We start from the raw sequence: 17446 nt of genomic DNA on the forward strand, positions 1-17446 counted from the left end.
GCGTGCCGACGGACTTTCGAGCAGGAGTGGGCGGAACGATGCTTGGATCGACTCACGGCACCCTCACCACCGACTTCCGCGCCCGGGTGGTGGCCTGCGGCGAGGAGCCTCATGCCGCCGTCCACAGCATGGCGGCCGCCGCCGCGGAGGGCGACCTCGACGTCAGCGGACGGCCGCTGCACGCGCCCGTGCCGGATCTGGACCGGTTCTTCCGGCCGGCGTCCGTCGCCGTCATCGGCGCGTCCGACACCGAGGGACGGCCCAATACGGGGATCACCCGTCAGCTGATCGCCTGGGCGGAGCGGGTCGGGGCGCGGCTGTATCCGGTGCACCCCACGCGGGAGTCCGTCTTCGGGCGGCCGTGCTCTCCTTCCGTCGCCGCGCTGCCGGAGCAGGTGGACCTGGCGGTACTGCTGGTCGGCAACCCGCTCCCCGTCATCGAGGAGCTCGCGCAGGCCAAGGTGAAGTTCGCCGTCGCGTTCGCCTCCGGCTTCGCGGAGACCGGGGCGGAGGGCGCGGCCGCGCAGGCCCGGCTGGCCGCCACCGTGGAGCGGTCGGGGCTGCGGCTGCTGGGGCCGAACACCAACCTCAACGCCTTCGAGGAGTTCCGCGACGACCTGGACGGGCCGGCGATCGCGTTGATCACCCAGTCCGGCCACCAGGGGCGCCCCGTCTACACGCTCCAGGAACTCGGCGTGCGGCTCTCGCACTGGGCTCCCACGGGCAACGAGGCGGATCTGGAGACCGCCGACTTCATCGCGTACTTCTCCCAGCGCCCCGAGGTCGGGGCCATCGCCTGCTACGTCGAAGGGCTCAAGGACGGGCGCTCCTTCCTGCTCGCCGCCGACCGGGCCGCCCGCGCCGGTGTCCCGGTGGTGGCGGTGAAGGTGGGGCGTACGGAGACGGGGGCCAGGATGGCCGCGTCGCACACCGGCAAGCTGACCGGCACCGACCAGGTCGTCGATGCGGCGATGCGGCAGTTCGGCGTGATCCGGGTGGACGGCCTCGACGAACTCCAGGACACCGCCGCCCTCCTGGCCCGGGCCCGCAAGCCGATGGCCGACGGTGTCGTGGTGTATTCGATCTCCGGGGGCACGGGCGCGCACTTCTCCGACCTGGCGACCGGGGCCGGGCTCTCCCTGCCGGTGCTGTCCGAGGAGAAGCAGGCCGAGCTGCACACCTGGATACCCGCGTACCTGAACGTGGCCAACCCGGTCGACAACGGCGGCCACCCGGTCGGCGACTGGCGCGGCCGGAAGATCATCGACGCGATCCTCGCCGACCCGGAGGTGGGGGTGCTGATCTGTCCGATCACCGGCCCCTTCCCGCCGATGAGCGACAAGCTCGCGCAGGACCTCGTGGACGCGGCGGAGGCCACGGACAAGCTGGTGTGCGTGGTCTGGGGATCGCCGGTCGGCACCGAGGACGCCTACCGCACGACGCTGCTCGGCTCGTCCCGGGTCGCCACCTTCCGTACGTTCGGCAACTGCATCACCGCGGTGAAGGCCTACCTCGACCACCACCGGTTCGCCGCCTCCTACCGTTCCCCGTTCGACGAGGCGCCGCGCACCCCGTCCCCCTCGTTCCGCAAGGCGCAGGCGCTGATGCGCCCGGGACACCAGCTGAGCGAGCACGCGGCGAAGCAGCTGCTGCGGGCGTACGGGATCCGGGTGCCGCGCGAGCAGTTGGTGACCAGCGCCGCGGCGGCCGTCCGGGCGGCGGGGCTCGTGGGCTATCCCGTCGTCATGAAGGCGTCCGGGGCGCGGCTGGCGCACAAGACGGAGCTGGGGCTGGTCAAGGTCGGGCTCACCTCGGCCAGCCAGGTGCGGGACGCCTACCGGGAGCTCACGGACATCGCGCGCTACGAGGGCGTCGAGCTGGACGGCATCCTGGTCTGCCAGATGGTGGAGCGGGGCGTCGAGATGATGGTCGGCGTGACGCAGGACGCCCTGTTCGGGCCGACGGTGACGGTGGGCCTCGGTGGCGTACTCGTCGAGGTGCTGCACGACGCGGCGGTGCGGGTGCCGCCGTTCGGCGAGGACCAGGCGCGGGCGATGCTCGGCGAACTGCGCGGCCGGGCGCTGCTGGAAGGAGTGCGGGGCGGCCTGCCGGTGGATGTGGACGCGCTCGTCGAAGTCGTCCTGCGCGTGCAGCGGATGGCCCTGGAACTCGGCGACGACCTCTGCGAACTCGACATCAATCCGCTGATGGTGCTGAGCCGCGGACAGGGCGCGGTGGCCCTGGACGCGCTCGCCGTCTGCCGCTGACCACCGACCCCGTCGCCCCGACCGCCTTCGCACCTGCCACCTGCCCAGGAGCTGCCTCATGCCGTCCTCCCCCGAAGACATCGCCGACCCGTGCGGATCGCCTGAGCCATTGATACTCCACGCCACGGACAACGGGGTCTCCTGGATCACTCTCAACCGCCCCGACGCGATGAACGCGGTCACCCGGGACCAGCGCGAACGCATCATCGCGCTGCTCGGCGAAGCCTCCGCCGACCCGGCCGTCCGGGCCGTCGTCCTCACCGCCACCGGCCGAGGCTTCTGCGCCGGAGCGGACCTGCGCGGCGCCCCGGCGACCGGCGACCGGGTGCCGGGCGACGTGGCCCGCACGATCCGGCTCGGCGCACAGCGCCTGATCGCCGCGGTCCTGGACTGCGAGAAGCCCGTCCTCGCGGCGGTCAACGGCACGGCGGCCGGAATCGGCGCGCACCTCGCGTTCGCGTGCGACCTGGTGCTGGCGGCGGAGTCGGCGAAGTTCATCGAGGTGTTCGTGCGCCGCGGGCTCGTACCGGACGGCGGCGGCGCCTACCTGCTGCCGCGCCTCATCGGCCCGCACCGCGCCAAGGAGCTGATGTTCTTCGGCGACGCGCTCCCGGCCGCGGACGCGGAACGCCTGGGCCTGGTCAACCGGACGGTCCCGGACGACGAGTTGGCGGAGACGGCACGGACCTGGGCCCAGCGCCTGGCCGAGGGGCCTACCCGGGCGATCGCCCTGACCAAGCAGCTCGTCAACGAGTCGATGGACGACGGCCGGGCCACCGCGTTCGCCGCCGAGGCCATGGCCCAGGAGATCAACATGACCACGCGGGACGGCAACGAGGGCGTGGCGAGCTTTGTCGGGCGGCGGGTGCCGAAGTACCGCGGGGTCTAAGGGCTGTCCCGCCTGCTCGGCGACGCCTGGCACGCACGACGCGGCAAAGCCTGTCGCGAGGGGCACCGGATCGCCGCGGAGGCGCTGCACCGGCGCGCCACCACGGCGCCGGAGCGCGGGAGCCGCCCAGGCCGTCCACCGCATGCGGCGTCCGCATCCCCGACTTTCGGCAGTGTCGGTGGGGCGCCACGATGCGTACCGTCGACCGGGTGGAGAGAACGTCGATCAGCGGCGCGGTCCGGCGGGCCGTCGCGCCGGGGGACCTGCTGGCCGTGGCCGCCGCCGCGTGCGCCGCGCTGAGCACGGTCAGTCTGTGGTGGGCGCTGCCCGCCGCCGTGACCGCCTTCCTCGCCGGCCGGGAGCCGGGCAGGACCGGTCCCACCCTCCTCGTGCTCGTCGCCGTCGTGGCCGGCGGGGTGGTGGCGGTGGCGCTGGTGCCCTGGTGGCTGCTGTTCGCGGGCCGGTTCGTCGCGGTGGTCGTGGTGGCCGCGATGCTGCCGTGGTTCGCGGGCCGCTTCTGGCGTCAGTACCAAGAGCTCGTACGGGCCGGCTGGGAGCGGGCGGGGCGGCTGGAGCGCGAGCAGCAGCTCGTCGCGGAACAGGCCCGCTCCCGCGAACGGGCTCGGATCGCGCAGGACATGCACGATCTCCTCGGGCACGACCTCAGCCTCATCGCCCTGTCCGCGGGGGCCCTCAAACTCGCCCCCGGCCTGGACGAGGCGCACCGGGCCGCGGCCGGGGAGATCAGGGCCCGGGCGGCGGCTTCCGTCGAGCGGCTCGGCGAGGTGATCGGCCTCTTGCGCGACGAGGCCGACGACGAGCCGCCCGGACCGCCCGGTACTGGAATCCCGCGGCTCGTCGCGGAGGCCGCAGCCGCCGGTCTCCCCGTCGCCCTCCACGTCGAGGGCGATGCCGGCGCCATGCCCCCGCCGGCCGCACGGGCCGCCCACCGCGTCGTCCAGGAGTGCCTGACCAACGCCGCCAAGCACGCCCCGCACGCGCGGGTGGACGTGCGGCTGACGCACACGGACGGGCAGACGACGGTCCGGGTCGAGAACGGTCCGGCGTCCGTACCGGCGGGCCGGCCGGGCGCCCCCGGCACCGGACTGGGGCTGATCGGGCTGGACGAACGCGTACGGCTGGCGGGCGGCACCTTCGCCCACGGCCCGTATGACGACGGCTTCGCGGTTGTCGCGAGTCTCCCGCACACCCCGCCCGACCGTCTCCCACCCGCCGCGCCCCGGCTCCTCCGGGAGGCCATGCCACCGGAGCACCGGCACGCCCGCGGCCGAGTCCGTCAGGCTCTGATCGTGGCCGCCGTGATCCCGCTGGTGGCGTGGGCGGTGCTGAGCGCCGCACTCATGGCGTGGGACATCCGTTCGGCCAGGCAGTCCGTCCTCGACCCGAGCGACTTCGCCCGGCTGCGGGTGGGCCAGGACCGGGGTCCGGTCGAGCGCATGCTGCCCGAGCGCGAGACCACGCAGCGGCCGGTGGCCGGCGAACCCGAGGGGGCGGGGATCAAGTGTGCGTACTACGCGATGACGGCGGACCGCTTCGACGACCGGTCCGGGGACGCGTACCGGCTCTGCTTCCGCGGCGGGCGGCTGCTGTCCAAGGAGGCTCTCACGCCGTGAACTCCCCCTGCGCGCCCACGACCGAGAAGGGCTGCTCCTCATGATCAGGGTTCTCGTGGCCGACGACGAGCCGATGATCCGCGCCGGGGTCCGTGCGGTGCTGACCACCGACCCCGGCATCGAGATCGTCGCCGAGGCGGGCGACGGGCACGAGGCGGTGGAACTGGTGCACCGCCACCGCCCGGACGTGGCCGTGCTCGATATCCGGATGCCCGGCGTCAACGGCATCGAGGCGGCCGCCGAGATCCGGCACACCGTGCCGGGGACCGGCGTCGTGATGCTGACCACCTTCGGTGAGGACGACTACATCCTCCAGGCACTCGGAGGCGGCGCCGCCGGATTCCTGATCAAGTCGGGGGAGCCCGAGGAACTGATCGCCGGGGTCCGCGCGGTGGCCGAAGGCGCCGCCTATCTGTCGCCGAAGGTCGCGGCCCGGGTCGTCGCCCATCTCTCGGCCACGGGCGCGGGCGCCCTGGCCGGCCGTCGTACCGCCGCCCGGGAACGGGTCCATATGCTCACCGCCCGGGAACGCGAGGTGCTGGCCTTCCTCGGCAGCGGACTGTCCAACGGGCAGATCGCGCGCCGCCTTCGCCTGGTCGAGGGGACGGTCAAGGCGCACGTGAGCTCGATCCTGGCCAGGCTGGGCGTGGACAACCGGGCAGCTGCGGCGGTCGTCGCCCACGAGGCAGGAATCGTCGCCCCGGTGGAACCCGCCCCCGGCGGCCGGCCGGCTCGTCCCGCCCCACCGGTGCTACCGCCCCGCAGGGGACGTACCCCTGGCGGGCGGTAGCACCTGGCGGCTTCACATACGGGACACCGGGCTCGGCTGGGCGAGCGTGCGGCATCGGGCAAGGACGCCTGAGCCTTCGGCGCCGACAAGCGGCGTCGCCGCGGAACGACCGCCGGGTCCCGCGTGCCCCCCCCCCCCCCCCCCCCCCCCCCCCCCCCCCCCCCCCCGGGGTCCCCGGCGCCCCCCCCCCCCCCCGCATCTTCACGGCCGACTGCCGCGGCCCGTGCCGCCCGGTGTGTCCGCAGTCGGGCCGGACAGGGAAGAGGGCGTCACGGGCGGTTCATCCCTGTTCCCCGAGGTGGTGTGCGGTCACCTCCGTCCGCTGCCGGCGAAGACTTCCTGGACGAGTGCCTGGGTCGCCTGCTGGAAGGCCGGGGCCATGGACATGCCCGCATCATCCACGTAGTTGAGCGCTGCGGTCAGGGTTTTGGCGCCGCCGGGCGTGCTGTACATCAGCGCCGCGTGGCCCGCCATTCCGCCGTTGTGGGTGATGACCTTGCCACCGTCCTCTCCGGTGTCCTGGACGAAGACGCCGAGGCCATAGCCGGCTTTGGCGTGCGGCTTGCACATCTCGGCCAGCAGCGGGGCGGGGAGGAGCTTGCCGCCCGTCAGTGCGGAGATGAAGGTGTGGAGATCCCGGGGGGTCGAGATCATGTCGCCCCCGGTGGAGATCCAGGAGGGGTTCTGCCGGGTGACGTCGACCGTCGTCTGCCGGCCGGCGTCGTCCTCGTAGCGGTAGTAGGCGTGCGGGTACGGCTCCTCGATGTCGGCATCGGTGTCCGGCATCGAGGTGTTCGTCAGCCCGAGGGGGCCCAGGACCAGCCGCTCCGTCTCCTCGGCGAGCGATGTGCCGGTGACCTGCTCGACCAGGAGCCTGAGAAGGACGTAGTTGGTATTGGAGTAGCTCCAGTCCGTGCCCGGCTCGAACCGTGCCGGCTTGGACAGCGCCAGCTGTACGAGGTCCTCCGGCCGGTAGGTCCGGAAGCGGTTGTCCACCCATTCCCGGCCTGCGGTCGTAGCGGGAATTCCCGGCGCGAACGTTCCGTCCTCGTAGTACTCGCCCGTGAAGTTGAAGACCCCGCTGGTGTGCTGCAGCAGCATGCGCACGGTGATCCTCCGGTCCAGGCCGAGGGCGGGTAGGCAGTCGGCGGCGGGGGCGTCCAGCCCGATGGCTCCCTCGGCCACCAACCGCAGCACCACAGCGGCGGTGAACGTCTTGGTGTTGCTGCCGATCCGGACGTGCCCGTCCGTCGGCGGCTTGGCGCTCTCGCCCAGCTCGCGCAGCCCGGCGCTGCCTTCCCAGTGGCCTGTCTCGTCTTGCACGCGCAAGGACACCCCGGTGAAACCGGACTCCACCATCCCTTCGATGATCTTCTGCAACGCCGGGCGGTCCTGCCCGGAAAATGTGCGGGACATGCTTATGTGCTCCTGTCGGGTTGTCGGGAAAGCCCGGGACGGGCGGCTTCGTGAGGTGGGCCGTCACGGACACGTTCATCGCCGTAGGGGGCGGTTCCGCTTCGCCGGTACGCCGCGCGCCGTCCCAGCCGGTCCTCGGCATCGGCCGGGCCCGAGAGCCGGCCGGCGCGCTCCCCGTGCCTCACCTCGCGTCCCGGCGGATGACCGTTCCGGCCTCCGGCTGAAGGCGGGCATCACAAACAAGGCCAAGGTCTCTCCTTCTCGCGGCGCGGAAGTCGACTCGCACGCCATGTGTTGATGACTGGAGCGGCGGCGGGCGCGCCGCTCGTAGCCGTGCGCGGAGCGGTGGGCACTCGGGCGTGCGTGCCCGGCGTCAGGCTCCGGCCGGAGGGATCCACGCCACGAGCTGGACCACCACGCCGTTGGGGTCGGTGAGCTGAAGCACCCATTCCCCCCAGGGTTCCTTACGGACCGGAAGAGTGATCCTCGCCCCTTCCCGCCTCAGGCGCTCGTACTCGGCATGAATGGAGGTGACGGTGAAGGAAACGGCCACATCCGCCCGTGCGGCCGGATTCCTCTGCCGCGCGCCCGGGCCGGCACTCTTGCGCAGGACGAGGTCGGTGGCTGCGTCGTCACGGGAGAGGTGGGTCATCCCTTGGGCAGCCAGCACTTCTCGGAACCCCAGATGGCTCACGAAGAACCGAGCCGATGACGCCGGGTCGTCAACGGTCAGCAAAACAGCCGACCCGATAATGTTCATAGGCTGAGCTCCCTTCCACGTAGCCGCTGCTCTCACGGACAAGCATCACGAGCACGAAGGGAGGCATCAAGGACGCATCGTGCAACGGCGGTTAACTCAGCGGTACACGAAGCAGGGTGGGTGGAGAGCGTGGAGCTGCGGGAGATAGAGATCTTCCTGGTGCTGGCGGAGGAGCTGCACTTCGGCCGGACGGCGGAACGGTTGCGCGTCACACCGGCCCGGGTCAGCCAGGTCATCAAGAAGCAGGAGCGCGCCATCGGCGCCGAGCTGTTCAAACGGACGAGCCGCAGTGTCCAGCTCACGCCCACCGGCAAGGTGCTGCAAGAGGGCCTCGCCGCCGGCTACCAGAAGATCAGGGAAGCCCTGTCCGCCGCGGCCGCCACCGGCCGAGGCATCAGCGGTGAACTCGACGTCGCCTACTCCGCGGCCTGGTGCGGCATCCTCGTAGTGGCCGCGACCGACACCTTCCGCGCCCGTCATCCGAACTGCACGGTTCGCATCCACGAATCCCCCCTCCTCGACCCGATCGGTCCTCTGCGCGACGGCAATCACCACATCCAGCTGATCGAGCTGCCCATCGACGAACCGGACATCGTCAACGGCCCGGTCCTCTTCTCCGAGCCCCGGGCCCTCGTGGTCCCCCGGGGGCACCCGTTCGCCGAGCGGGACACGGTTTCCTTGGAAGACCTGGCACACGCTCCCCTGATCACCGTGTCAGGTCCGCCCCCGTACTTCATCGACCATCACTATCCGCGCCGCACACCGAAGGGACGCCTCATCCGGCGCGGCCCTTCCACCACGGCCTGGCAGGAAGTGCTCGCCCTGGTGGGCGCGGGCAAGGGCGTCTCGCCCACCTGCGCCCGTGCGGCCCAGTACTACTCACGTCCTGACGTCGTCTACGTGCCTTTCCGTGACGCCCCGCCGGTCGAATACGGTCTTTTGTGGGCGGCCGCGAACAGCACTCCGAAGGTGCACGCCTTCGTCGAGACCCTGGTCGAGACGGCCCGGGCCCAGCGCGCCGACCCGACGCCTCAGGGCTGAGGAGCCGGCGCCACCGGCGGGTACGGACTGTCGGCCCCCGGCCCGGGTGGGGGCGTTCCACCGGGTGCCCGCATCTGCTGTTCCCTGCCCGCAGCTCAGGGAGCGTCAGGCAGATCAGCGCTTCGCGTCCGGTAAGTGGGTGAGAGCGCTGACACCGCCGCCCGGGCGAGGGGCAGGAACGCGAGCAGCACGGCGGCGACGGCCGACCCGCCGAGCACCGCGCCGGCCAGCACGTCGTGCGGATAGTGCGCGCCCACCATGACCCGCAGCAGCGCCGCCGCCCCGGCCAACGGCAGCGCGACGGCGGCGAGGCGCGGCCGCAGCAGCGCCAGGCCCACGGCCAGGCCGGCCGCGAGAGTGGCGTGGTTGCTCGGGAACGACCAGTCACCGGGCGGCGGGCAGGGGGCGAGCGTCGCGGCTTCGCGGACCAGGACCCGGCAGGGGCGTTCCTCGTCGACGACGAGCTTCACGGCCTCGCTGGCCGCGTACGCGAGCACGGTGCCGATGCCGGTGAGCACGGCCCCGGCCGAGACCCGGGTGTCCGCCCGGCGTACGGCACTCCAGCAGACCCACGCCAGCAGCAGCCCGAGAACCACCAGCGCCGCGTCGCAGGCCGCCTCCAGCAGCGAGGCCGCCCAGGAGGGCGCATCGGCCACCATCCCCGTCACCGATCGGTAGGCGGACGCCGAAAGGCCGTCCTTCACCTCCACCACGCGTTTCGTCCCCAGGCCCCCCGGGGCGAGGCCGGCGACGGCGGCCGTGCCCGCACCCAGGACGACGCAGGCGAGCAGGGGCCGCGCGGTCCGGGTTCCGCTTCCGGTTTCTCTTCTCATGGAAGCCGAACCTAGGAGCGGGGGAGGCGAAGGTCCCGGACCGAACGGCGGGGGCGACCCCTGACGAAGGTCGGGGGTCGGCTCGCTCCCGCTCTTCCCATCTGACGCATCGTCAGTTCTAATCGAGGAGTGATGGGACACGCAGGCATGGCCGCAACCGCCGTCCGCTACCTCCGGTCCGTCGGCGCTCCGACGGCCACCGGCCCGGTGCCGGTCGATCCGCTGCCGCGCCCCGCCCTGCGGGCCGTCGCCGACGACGAGCGGCTGCCGCTCGACCGGGGCGAGTTCCGCCGCGTGCTGGGGCACTTCGCGAGTGGGGTCACCGTCGTCACCGCGCACGCACCGGACGACCCGGGCGGCCCGGCCGGCTTCGCCTGTCAGTCGTTCGCCTCGCTCTCGCTGGATCCGCCGCTGGTCACGTTCATGGTCGCCCGCACGTCCGCGACCTGGCCGCGCATCGCCCGCGCCGGGGCGTTCTGCGTCAACATCCTGGGCGCGGACCAGGGAGCGCTGTGCCGGGGCTTCGCCGTCAGCGGGGCCGACAAGTTCGCCGGGGTGGCCCACTCCCCCGCCCCCGCCACCGGTTCACCCCTGCTGGACGGCGTTCCCGCCTGGGCCGACTGCCGTATCCAGGCCGTCCACACCGGCGGCGACCATCTGATCGTGGTCGGGCGGGTGGAGGCGCTGGGCGCGGCGGCCGACGGGGAGGGGCCCGGCCCCCTGCTCTTCCACCGGGGCACGTTCGGCCGTTTCAGCGGCTGAGCGGCTCACTTCACGATGACGGCCACCGGCACTCCGGCCCGGCGGATCATGAGGGCCATCAGCGCCGCCATCGCGCACAGCGCGCCGGCCGCGTACCAGACCACGTCGTACGAGCCGAAGTGGTCGCGCGCCACCCCGCCCAGGAACGCCACCAGCGCCGCGCCCACCTGGTGGGAGGCGAGGACCCAGCCGAAGACGATCGCACTGTCGTCGCCGTACTGCTCCCGGCACAGGGCCAGCGTCGGCGGGACCGTGGCGACCCAGTCGAGTCCGTAGAACACGATGAAGAAGACCATCGGCGGGTGCACCGACGGCGCCATCAGGACCGGCAGGAACAGCAGCGAGACGCCGCGCAGCGCGTAGTAGACGGCCAGCAGGCGGCGGGCGTCGAAGCGGTCGGTGAGCCAGCCCGAGAAGACCGTTCCGATGATGTCGAAGACGCCGATCACGGCGAGCAGCGAGGCCGCGGCGGTGATGGGCATGTGGTGGTCGTGCGCCGAGGGCACGAAGTGGGTGCGGATCAGGCCGTTGGTCGAGGCGCCGCAGATCGCGAACGACCCGGCGAGCAGCCAGAACGGTCCGGTGCGGGCCGCGTCGAACAGGACGCGTACGGTCCGGCTCGCCGCCCCCCGCGCGGGCGCGGGCTTGTCCACGTACGCGCCTCCGTACGGCGCGAGGCCCACGTCGGCGGGGTGGTCGCGCATCAGCAACCAGACGAACGGCACGACGGCCAGCGCCGCCAGGGCGACGGTCACCGAGGCCGGCCGCCAGCCGTGCCGGTCGACGATCCAGGCGCACAGGGGCAGGAAGACGAGCTGGCCCGAGGCGCCGGCCGCGGTGAGGATGCCGGTGACCAGGCCGCGGCGCGCGACGAACCAGCGGTGGGTGACCGTCGCGGAGAAGGACATCGCCATCGCGCCGGTACCGAGGCCGACGAGCAGCCCCCAATAGATCATCAGCTGCCAGGCGGCGGTCATCCAGACGCTGGCCAGCGCACCGGCGGCGACGGCGCTGAGGGCCACGACCACCACCCGGCGGATGCCGAACCGGTCCATCAGCGCCGCGGCGAACGGTGCGGTGAGCCCGTACAACGCCATGTCGACGGAGACGGCGAGGCCGATCTCCCCCCGTGACCAGTCGAACTCCGCGTGGAGGGGGTCGATCAGCAGACCGGGCAGGGCGTTGAAGGCCGCGCCGCCGATGATCGTCACGAAGGTGACGGCGGCGACGATCCAGGCACGGTGGACGCGGCGACGGGGCGCCCGGCGGCCGGTTGGCGGGCTGTGGTCGCGAGCGGCGGGTTCGGTTGTCTGGGTCACGCCCCTCAGCATCCGGTCCGGCGCCCTCCCTCACGAGTGGCCCGAGGGACACGGTTCGCAAGGATCGGGCCATGCCCGCCGTCCGCCCCCGGACCCGCGACCCGTATCCGCGTACGATGCGCGTCGATCGACGGCCGGGCAGGCGGCGCACGGTGTTCGCGTACGCGCCGCTTCGCCCGCGTCCATTCTCTCCACGTCACCGGGGGCTTCTCATGCAGTGGGCCGAACGCCAGCACTTCCATCACAGGTCCGCGCTGATGCAGGGCTGGGGCGCCCTTCTGCTGCTCGCGGCCTGTGCGTTGTGGGTGTGGCTGGGCTTCCTGCTGTGGGAGCAGGACGACACGCTGTACTGCTTCCGTGCCTCGTCGATCTGCGAACTGGACAGCACCCTGCCCAAGCAGGTGATCCTCCTGTCGCTCTCCGCGCCCCTCTCGGTGGCGGGATCGGCGCTGCTCGTCGCGGGCAGTGTGCGCCGGCAGACCACCGCACACGTCCTGCGGGTCATCGAGATGCAGCAGTCCGAGGAGCGGGCCCGCCGGAAGTAGCCCCCGCGTGCGCCGCCCACGCGGCCGCCGCCCCCACCGCGTACCAGAGCAGATCGGGTGCGTTGAACGTCGAGCCGAGCACCAGGCGCGCCACCGGGCTGTGTGCGGACAGTTCGGCGGGCAGACCGGTGAGCTGGAGGAACTCCACCGCCCAGCTGATCACCAGCCCCGAGCCGGCCACGGCGAGCGGCCGGGCGCGGGGTGCGCACAGGACGACGAGGGCGCAGACCAGGACGGTGTAGAGCGCGTCCCCCGCGTACTTGGCGACAGCGCCGTCCGCCACGGTACGCACCCCGAGCCCGGCGACGACGGTGAGAAGAGCCGCGACCACCGCCAGTGCGCGCGTGCGGAGGGGATTCCGGCCGCGCCCGTTCACCCGATCCGCTCCAGTCGCCGGATCGGCCGGGCCGCCAGCAGCACCCCCACCGCCAGCATGTTGATCACCGCACCGGCGAGCAGCACTTCCGGGGCGCCCACCCGGTCCGCGACCGGGCCCGCCAGCGCGCGGCCCGCCGCCAGCATCAGCAGGGAGCCGGCCACGTCGTACGCGTGCAGCCGGTTCAGCGCCTCCGGCGGCACGTGCGTCTGAACGGTCGTCGACCACATCACCAGCCAGAACGCGAACGCCGCACCGGCCACGAACTGCCCGGCGCCCAGAGCGGCCACCGGCAGCCCGAGCCCCAGCACCACCAGGTTCACGCACACCCCGGCCAGGGCGAGGGCCCCCGCCGCCAGCGGGCGGTACGGCCGCAGCCGCAGGGCCAGCAGGCCGCCGGCGACGCTGCCCGCACCGTTCACCGCCATCATCGCGCCGTACGTCCCCGAACCGTGCGCCTCGGTGACCTCGACCGCGGTCAGCGGGAGCATGGGGCCGAGCACGGTGAAGCCGTACACCGTCCAGACCGCGATCACCCCCCACAGCCAGCTGCGCGCCCTGAACTCGCGCCAGCCGTCTGCCAGTTCCGCGACGAACGTCCCGCGCGGCGCCTCGTCCGACGGGGCGGGGGCGAGCCTCAGCAGGAAGAGGCAGACACCGGACACGAGGAACGTCGACGCGTTCGCCGCATAGACCGCCCCGGCGCTCGCCAGCCCGACGAGCGCACCCGCGAAGGCCGGGCCCGCCATCGTCATCAGCGCCTCGGACACCCGCAGCACGGCGTTGGCGCGCTGCACGTCCGTCGCCACCCTGGGCGTCGTCGACGCGACCCCCGGCTGGAAGAGCGCCGCCCCCACCCCGGCCACCGCGCTCAGCGCGTACACCGCCCACAGCGGAGGGTTGCCGGTGGCGAAGGAGACCGCGAGCACCGAGGCGCCGATCAGCCGCAGCGCATCGGCGATGATCATCATCCGGCGCGGGGTGAAACGGTCAGCCAGGACCCCGCCGAAGAGCACGAACAGAGCCAGAGGGCCCATCCAGGCCGCCAGCGCGAACCCCACCGAGGAGTGCGGCCGCCCGGCGCCCAGCAGCCCCGCGGTGAGCGCCACGGGGATCATGCCGTCGCCGAAGAGTGCCGCGGTCCGCGCGACGAAGAAGAGCCGGAAGTTGCGGTTCCAGAGCCGGTCCGGTCCGACTGGCAGACGCGGCAACGAGGGCGCGTCCACTCCGAGCGGCAGCCGCGGCGACGACGGCGCGTCCCCTCCCGTTGGCAGGCGCGGCGACGACGGCGCCCCGCACGCGACGGCTGTGTGGTCCGCGGCGGGAATGCCCGCGAGGTCTGCTGACTTTTCCTTCACACCGAGGACGTCTATCAGCTTATGGTCTACACCAGCTAGTGCGAAAGGAGTCCGTACCGTGGCGCACCGGGTCGTCGTTCTCGCCCTCGACGGGCTGCTCCCCTTCGAACTGGGCATCCCGCAGAGGATCTTCGGCCGCTCGATCGGCACCGAGCCGCTCAACCGGGGCCGCAAACTGTACGACGTCGTGACCTGCTCGATCCGCCCGCCGGGTCCGGTCAGCACCGACGCGGACTTCACGATCACCGTCGAGAACGGCCCGGAGATACTCGCCACGGCCGACACCGTGGTGATCCCCGCCAGCTACGAACTCGGGCCCGTCTACACCGAGGGCCGGCTGACCGACGAACTCGCCGCGGCGTTCGCGCACATCCGGCCGGGCACGCGCATGGTCTCCATCTGCACCGGCAGCTACGTTCTCGCCGCAGCCGGATTTCTCGACGGGCGGCCGGCCACCACCCACTGGTCCTCCGCCGACCACTTCCAGCAGCTGTTCCCCGCCGTCCGGGTCGACCCCGACGTCCTGTTCATCGACGACGGCGACGTTCTGACGTCCGCCGGGGTCGCCGCCGGCATCGACCTCTGCCTGCACATCGTGCGCCGCGACCACGGCGCCGCCGTCGCGAACGACGTCGCGCGGCGCACCGTCGTACCGCCGCACCGCGACGGGGGCCAGGCCCAGTACATCCAGCGGCCGGTCCCCGACCCGGGGACCTCCGCCACGGCCACCGCCCGCGCCTGGGCGCTCGGACGGCTGGAATCCCCGATCCAGCTGCGCGACATGGCGCAGCAGGAGTCGATGAGCGTACGGACGTTCACCCGGCGGTTCCGCGAGGAGGCCGGGATCAGCCCGGTCCAGTGGCTGACCCAGCAGCGGGTGGAGCTGGCCCGCCGGCTGCTGGAATCGACCGACCTGTCGGTCGACCGCATCGCGCGGGACGCCGGCTTCGGCACCGCCACGTCACTCCGGCAGCATCTTCAGGCGGCCCTGGGGGTGTCGCCGACCATGTACCGGCGAACGTTCCGGTCGACGTCGGCCGGGGTCCCGGGACGCTAGAAGACCAGCACCCCCCGGGCCACCCGCCCGTGGTGCGCGTCGTCCGCCGCCTTGGCGAAGTCCTCCACCGGGTAGGTCTCGGTGACCAGTTCGTCCAGCAGCAGCCGGCCCTCCCGGTACAGATCGGCGTACAGCGCGATGTCGCGCTGCGGGCGCGAGGAGCCGTAGCGGCAGCCGAGGATCGACTTGTCCAGGTACATCGACGAGACGAGGAACGACGCCTCGGCCGTCGCCGCCGGCACCCCCAGCAGGATCGCCTGGCCGTGCCGGTCGAGCAGGTCGATCGCGGTACGGATCAGCTCGGTGCGGCCCACGCACTCGAAGGCGTGGTCGGCGCCGTGCGGCAGGACCTCCCTGACCCCCTTCGCCGAGGTCAGGAAGTGCGTGGCGCCGAACTGCCGCGCCACGGCCTCCTTGCCGGGGTTGGAGTCGACCGCGACGATCGTCAGCGCACCGGCGATCCGCGCGCCCTGGATCACGTTGAGCCCGATGCCGCCGGTGCCGATCACGACGACGCTCTCGCCGCGGTCGACCTTGGCGCGGTTCAGTACGGCCCCCACTCCCGTCAGCACCCCGCAGCCGATCAGGGCGGCCGAGGTCAGGGGCAGGTCTGCGGGGATCCTGACCGCCTGCACGGCCTTGACCAGGGTCCGTTCGGCGAAGGCCGAGTTGGATGCGAACTGGTACAGCGGTGTGCCGCCGCGCGAGAACGGCTGACCGGGCATCCCGATCGCCTTGCGGCACATCGTGGGCCGGCCCCGGTCGCACTGTGCGCAGGCGCCGCAGCTGGCGAGGGTGGACAGGGCCACGTGGTCGCCCGGCGCGACATGGCTCACGCCGGCGCCTACGGCTTCGACCACGCCCGCGCCCTCGTGGCCGAGCACGACCGGCAGGGGGAAGGGGATCGTGCCGTCGATCACCGACAGATCGCTGTGGCAGAGCCCCGCGGCGGCGATGGCGACCAGCACCTCGCCGGGGCCGGGGCCGCGTATCTCCAGGTCGTCGACGACCTCGGTCCGTTTGCCGTCGAAGACGACGCCTCTCATCCGGGCTCCCTCGCTAGGCCGAGCGACGCGCTCGGCGGTGGTGTTCCGTACTCCTGGGGCCGGAGGCCCCGTCAAGCCGCTCCACGCCCGGGACGAACGCCCACCCCGAACCCGTCCACACCCGGGACGGACGCCCCTTTTAAGCCCGTCCGGCGATTGAGGACCGGGGTTCCGGGGCAGCGCCCCGGCAACGCGCCCGCGCCCGGAAACCGGGGCGCGGCCCGCCGTAAGGGCGGAGGGCCGCAGGCCCACACAGCCCGCAAGCCACAGGACCGCAGGGCCACCGGGCCGCGGCCCGTCCGCAGGGGCGGAGGCGGGCCTGCGCGAGACAACGCCAGCCCGCCCGCGGCGACGCGGGCTACGCGTTGGGCCGCGCCGCTGCCTTCGCCGCCGCCGCCATCTCCTCCAGACGCGCCAGCATCGGCATCGGGTCCGTGCCCACCGTCCCCGGCAGGAAGTCCGCGATCCGTTCCGGTGTCCACGCCGCCCCCTCCGCGTACCCCGCGCGCAGTTCCCTCGGCTGGGCCCAGACCGCGATCTTCGGGCCCGCGATCGTGTACACCTGGCCGGTGATCTTCTCCGCGCGGGCCCGCTCGCTCAGGAGGTAGACGACGAGCGCCGCCACGTCCTCCGGCTCGCCGATCTCCTTGAGCTCCATGGGGACGTTCGCGGACATCCGGGTACGCGCCACCGGCGCGACCGCGTTCGCCGTGACGCCGTACTTGTGGAGGCCGAGCGCCGCGCTGCGGACCAGCGAGATGATGCCGCCCTTGGCCGCGCTGTAGTTCGCCTGGGCGACGCTGCCCTGGTGGTTGCCGCTCGTGAAGCCGATCAGCGTCCCGGCGCCCTCCTGCTTGCGCATGACCGCCGAGGCCGCCCGGAAGACGGTGAACGTGCCCTTGAGATGGGTGGCGACCACGGGGTCCCACTCCGCCTCGGACATGTTGAAGAGCATGCGTTCCCGCAGGATGCCGGCCACGCAGACGACCCCGTCGACGCGGCCGAACTCCGCGAGCGCGGTGTCGACGACCCGCTGCCCTCCGGCCATGGTGGAGATGTCGTCCGCCACCGCGACCGCCTCGCCGCCCGCCGCCACGATCTCCTTGACGACGGACTCGGCTATCTCACTGGCCGGTTCGCCGCCCTCGACGGAGACGCCGTAGTCGTTGACCACGACCCGCGCCCCTTCGGCCGCCGCGGCGAGCGCGACGGCTCGCCCGATGCCGCGTCCGGCGCCCGTCACGGCCACCACCTTGCCTGCCAAGAAGTTCCCCATGCCCGGCCCCTTCCCGCGGTTTCTGACGGTCCGTTAGATTCTATGGGCCATCAGGTCCGCCGGCACAAGCCCCAGGA

At 72.7% G+C, this 17446-nt stretch carries 16 protein-coding genes; 8 read left to right on the forward strand and 8 right to left on the reverse strand.

All coding sequences use genetic code 11. The features are described 5' to 3' along the window. The first annotated feature begins 38 nt into the window (after positions 1 to 38). The 4 genes from E6R60_RS24920 (at position 39) to E6R60_RS24935 (ending at position 5580) form a co-directional block, all read left to right on the forward strand. Positions 39 to 2267, forward strand: a complete 2229-nt coding sequence (locus tag E6R60_RS24920) for an acetate--CoA ligase family protein (protein WP_136328875.1) — start codon at positions 39 to 41, stop codon at positions 2265 to 2267. 58 nt (positions 2268 to 2325) lie between these two features. Next, positions 2326 to 3156, forward strand: coding sequence for an enoyl-CoA hydratase-related protein (locus E6R60_RS24925; protein WP_136328876.1), 831 nt, complete (start codon positions 2326 to 2328; stop codon positions 3154 to 3156). 272 nt (positions 3157 to 3428) lie between these two features. Further along, positions 3429 to 4790, forward strand: coding sequence for a histidine kinase (locus tag E6R60_RS24930; protein ID WP_240802677.1), 1362 nt, complete (start codon positions 3429 to 3431; stop codon positions 4788 to 4790). A gap of 40 nt (positions 4791 to 4830) precedes the next feature. After that, on the forward strand, positions 4831 to 5580 hold the full coding sequence (locus E6R60_RS24935; RefSeq protein ID WP_136328878.1) for a response regulator transcription factor: 750 nt from the start codon (positions 4831 to 4833) through the stop codon (positions 5578 to 5580). A gap of 309 nt (positions 5581 to 5889) precedes the next feature. On the opposite strand, the gene E6R60_RS24945 is transcribed toward E6R60_RS24935, so the two are convergent. Beyond that, entirely contained in the window at positions 5890 to 6996 is a 1107-nt protein-coding gene (locus E6R60_RS24945; RefSeq protein WP_206309508.1) for a serine hydrolase domain-containing protein, read from the reverse strand. A 373-nt stretch (positions 6997 to 7369) separates the two neighbouring features. Next, positions 7370 to 7756, reverse strand: coding sequence for a VOC family protein (locus E6R60_RS24950; RefSeq protein ID WP_136328880.1), 387 nt, complete (start codon positions 7754 to 7756; stop codon positions 7370 to 7372). Between the two features lie 120 nt (positions 7757 to 7876). On the opposite strand from E6R60_RS24950, the gene E6R60_RS24955 reads away from it, so the two are divergent. Further along, a complete protein-coding gene (locus tag E6R60_RS24955; RefSeq protein ID WP_240802672.1) occupies positions 7877 to 8797 on the forward strand; it encodes a LysR family transcriptional regulator in 921 nt (306 codons plus the stop codon). Positions 8798 to 8892: 95 nt separating this feature from the next. On the opposite strand, the gene E6R60_RS24960 is transcribed toward E6R60_RS24955, so the two are convergent. Next, positions 8893 to 9630: a phosphatase PAP2 family protein gene (locus tag E6R60_RS24960; protein ID WP_136328881.1), complete on the reverse strand. Its 738-nt coding sequence runs from the start codon at positions 9628 to 9630 to the stop codon at positions 8893 to 8895. 147 nt (positions 9631 to 9777) lie between these two features. Between E6R60_RS24960 and E6R60_RS24965 the strand changes: the two genes are divergently transcribed. Next, entirely contained in the window at positions 9778 to 10392 is a 615-nt protein-coding gene (locus E6R60_RS24965) for a flavin reductase family protein (RefSeq protein ID WP_136328882.1), read from the forward strand. Positions 10393 to 10397: 5 nt separating this feature from the next. On the opposite strand, the gene E6R60_RS24970 is transcribed toward E6R60_RS24965, so the two are convergent. Beyond that, positions 10398 to 11711 carry an MFS transporter gene (locus E6R60_RS24970; protein ID WP_136328883.1) on the reverse strand — a complete coding sequence of 438 codons (1314 nt, stop codon included), beginning with the start codon at positions 11709 to 11711 and terminating at the stop codon, positions 10398 to 10400. Between the two features lie 212 nt (positions 11712 to 11923). On the opposite strand from E6R60_RS24970, the gene E6R60_RS24975 reads away from it, so the two are divergent. Then, positions 11924 to 12256, forward strand: coding sequence for a hypothetical protein (locus tag E6R60_RS24975; RefSeq protein WP_136328884.1), 333 nt, complete (start codon positions 11924 to 11926; stop codon positions 12254 to 12256). On the opposite strand, the gene E6R60_RS24980 is transcribed toward E6R60_RS24975, so the two are convergent. Continuing rightward, complete coding sequence (locus E6R60_RS24980) at positions 12213 to 12632, reverse strand: DUF2809 domain-containing protein (protein ID WP_136328885.1); 420 nt, start codon at positions 12630 to 12632, stop codon at positions 12213 to 12215. The two genes, E6R60_RS24975 and E6R60_RS24980, sit on opposite strands and share 44 nt — an antisense overlap. After that, positions 12629 to 13843 (reverse strand): MFS transporter, encoded by a 1215-nt coding sequence (locus tag E6R60_RS24985; RefSeq protein WP_136328886.1) that lies wholly within the window; start codon positions 13841 to 13843, stop codon positions 12629 to 12631. The genes E6R60_RS24980 and E6R60_RS24985 overlap by 4 nt, the downstream gene beginning before the upstream one ends. A gap of 205 nt (positions 13844 to 14048) precedes the next feature. Here E6R60_RS24985 and E6R60_RS24990 point away from each other — a divergent pair, with 205 nt between their 5' ends. After that, positions 14049 to 15047 (forward strand): helix-turn-helix domain-containing protein, encoded by a 999-nt coding sequence (locus E6R60_RS24990; RefSeq protein WP_136328887.1) that lies wholly within the window; start codon positions 14049 to 14051, stop codon positions 15045 to 15047. Here E6R60_RS24990 and E6R60_RS24995 read toward each other — a convergent pair. Next, positions 15044 to 16093, reverse strand: coding sequence for a Zn-dependent alcohol dehydrogenase (locus E6R60_RS24995; protein WP_136328888.1), 1050 nt, complete (start codon positions 16091 to 16093; stop codon positions 15044 to 15046). The two genes, E6R60_RS24990 and E6R60_RS24995, sit on opposite strands and share 4 nt — an antisense overlap. Before the next feature lie 358 nt (positions 16094 to 16451). Next, entirely contained in the window at positions 16452 to 17369 is a 918-nt protein-coding gene (locus E6R60_RS25000; RefSeq protein ID WP_136328889.1) for an SDR family oxidoreductase, read from the reverse strand. Positions 17370 to 17446: the final 77 nt, after the last annotated feature.

It is taken from the genome of Streptomyces sp. A0642, assembly GCF_004795105.1.
Taxonomy (GTDB): Bacteria; Actinomycetota; Actinomycetes; order Streptomycetales; family Streptomycetaceae; genus Streptomyces.

Bases quoted from the DNA above. Each gene is read 5' to 3' on its own strand.
- E6R60_RS24920 (WP_136328875.1), top strand. From the start codon at position 39: ATGCTTGGATCGACTCACGGCACCCTCACCACCGACTTCCGCGCCCGG.
- E6R60_RS24925 (WP_136328876.1), top strand. From the start codon at position 2,326: ATGCCGTCCTCCCCCGAAGACATCGCCGACCCGTGCGGATCGCCTGAG.
- E6R60_RS24935 (WP_136328878.1), top strand. From the start codon at position 4,831: ATGATCAGGGTTCTCGTGGCCGACGACGAGCCGATGATCCGCGCCGGG.
- E6R60_RS24945 (WP_206309508.1), bottom strand. From the start codon at position 6,996: ATGTCCCGCACATTTTCCGGGCAGGACCGCCCGGCGTTGCAGAAGATC.
- E6R60_RS24950 (WP_136328880.1), bottom strand. From the start codon at position 7,756: ATGAACATTATCGGGTCGGCTGTTTTGCTGACCGTTGACGACCCGGCG.
- E6R60_RS24960 (WP_136328881.1), bottom strand. From the start codon at position 9,630: ATGAGAAGAGAAACCGGAAGCGGAACCCGGACCGCGCGGCCCCTGCTC.
- E6R60_RS24965 (WP_136328882.1), top strand. From the start codon at position 9,778: ATGGCCGCAACCGCCGTCCGCTACCTCCGGTCCGTCGGCGCTCCGACG.
- E6R60_RS24975 (WP_136328884.1), top strand. From the start codon at position 11,924: ATGCAGTGGGCCGAACGCCAGCACTTCCATCACAGGTCCGCGCTGATG.
- E6R60_RS24995 (WP_136328888.1), bottom strand. From the start codon at position 16,093: ATGAGAGGCGTCGTCTTCGACGGCAAACGGACCGAGGTCGTCGACGAC.
- E6R60_RS25000 (WP_136328889.1), bottom strand. From the start codon at position 17,369: ATGGGGAACTTCTTGGCAGGCAAGGTGGTGGCCGTGACGGGCGCCGGA.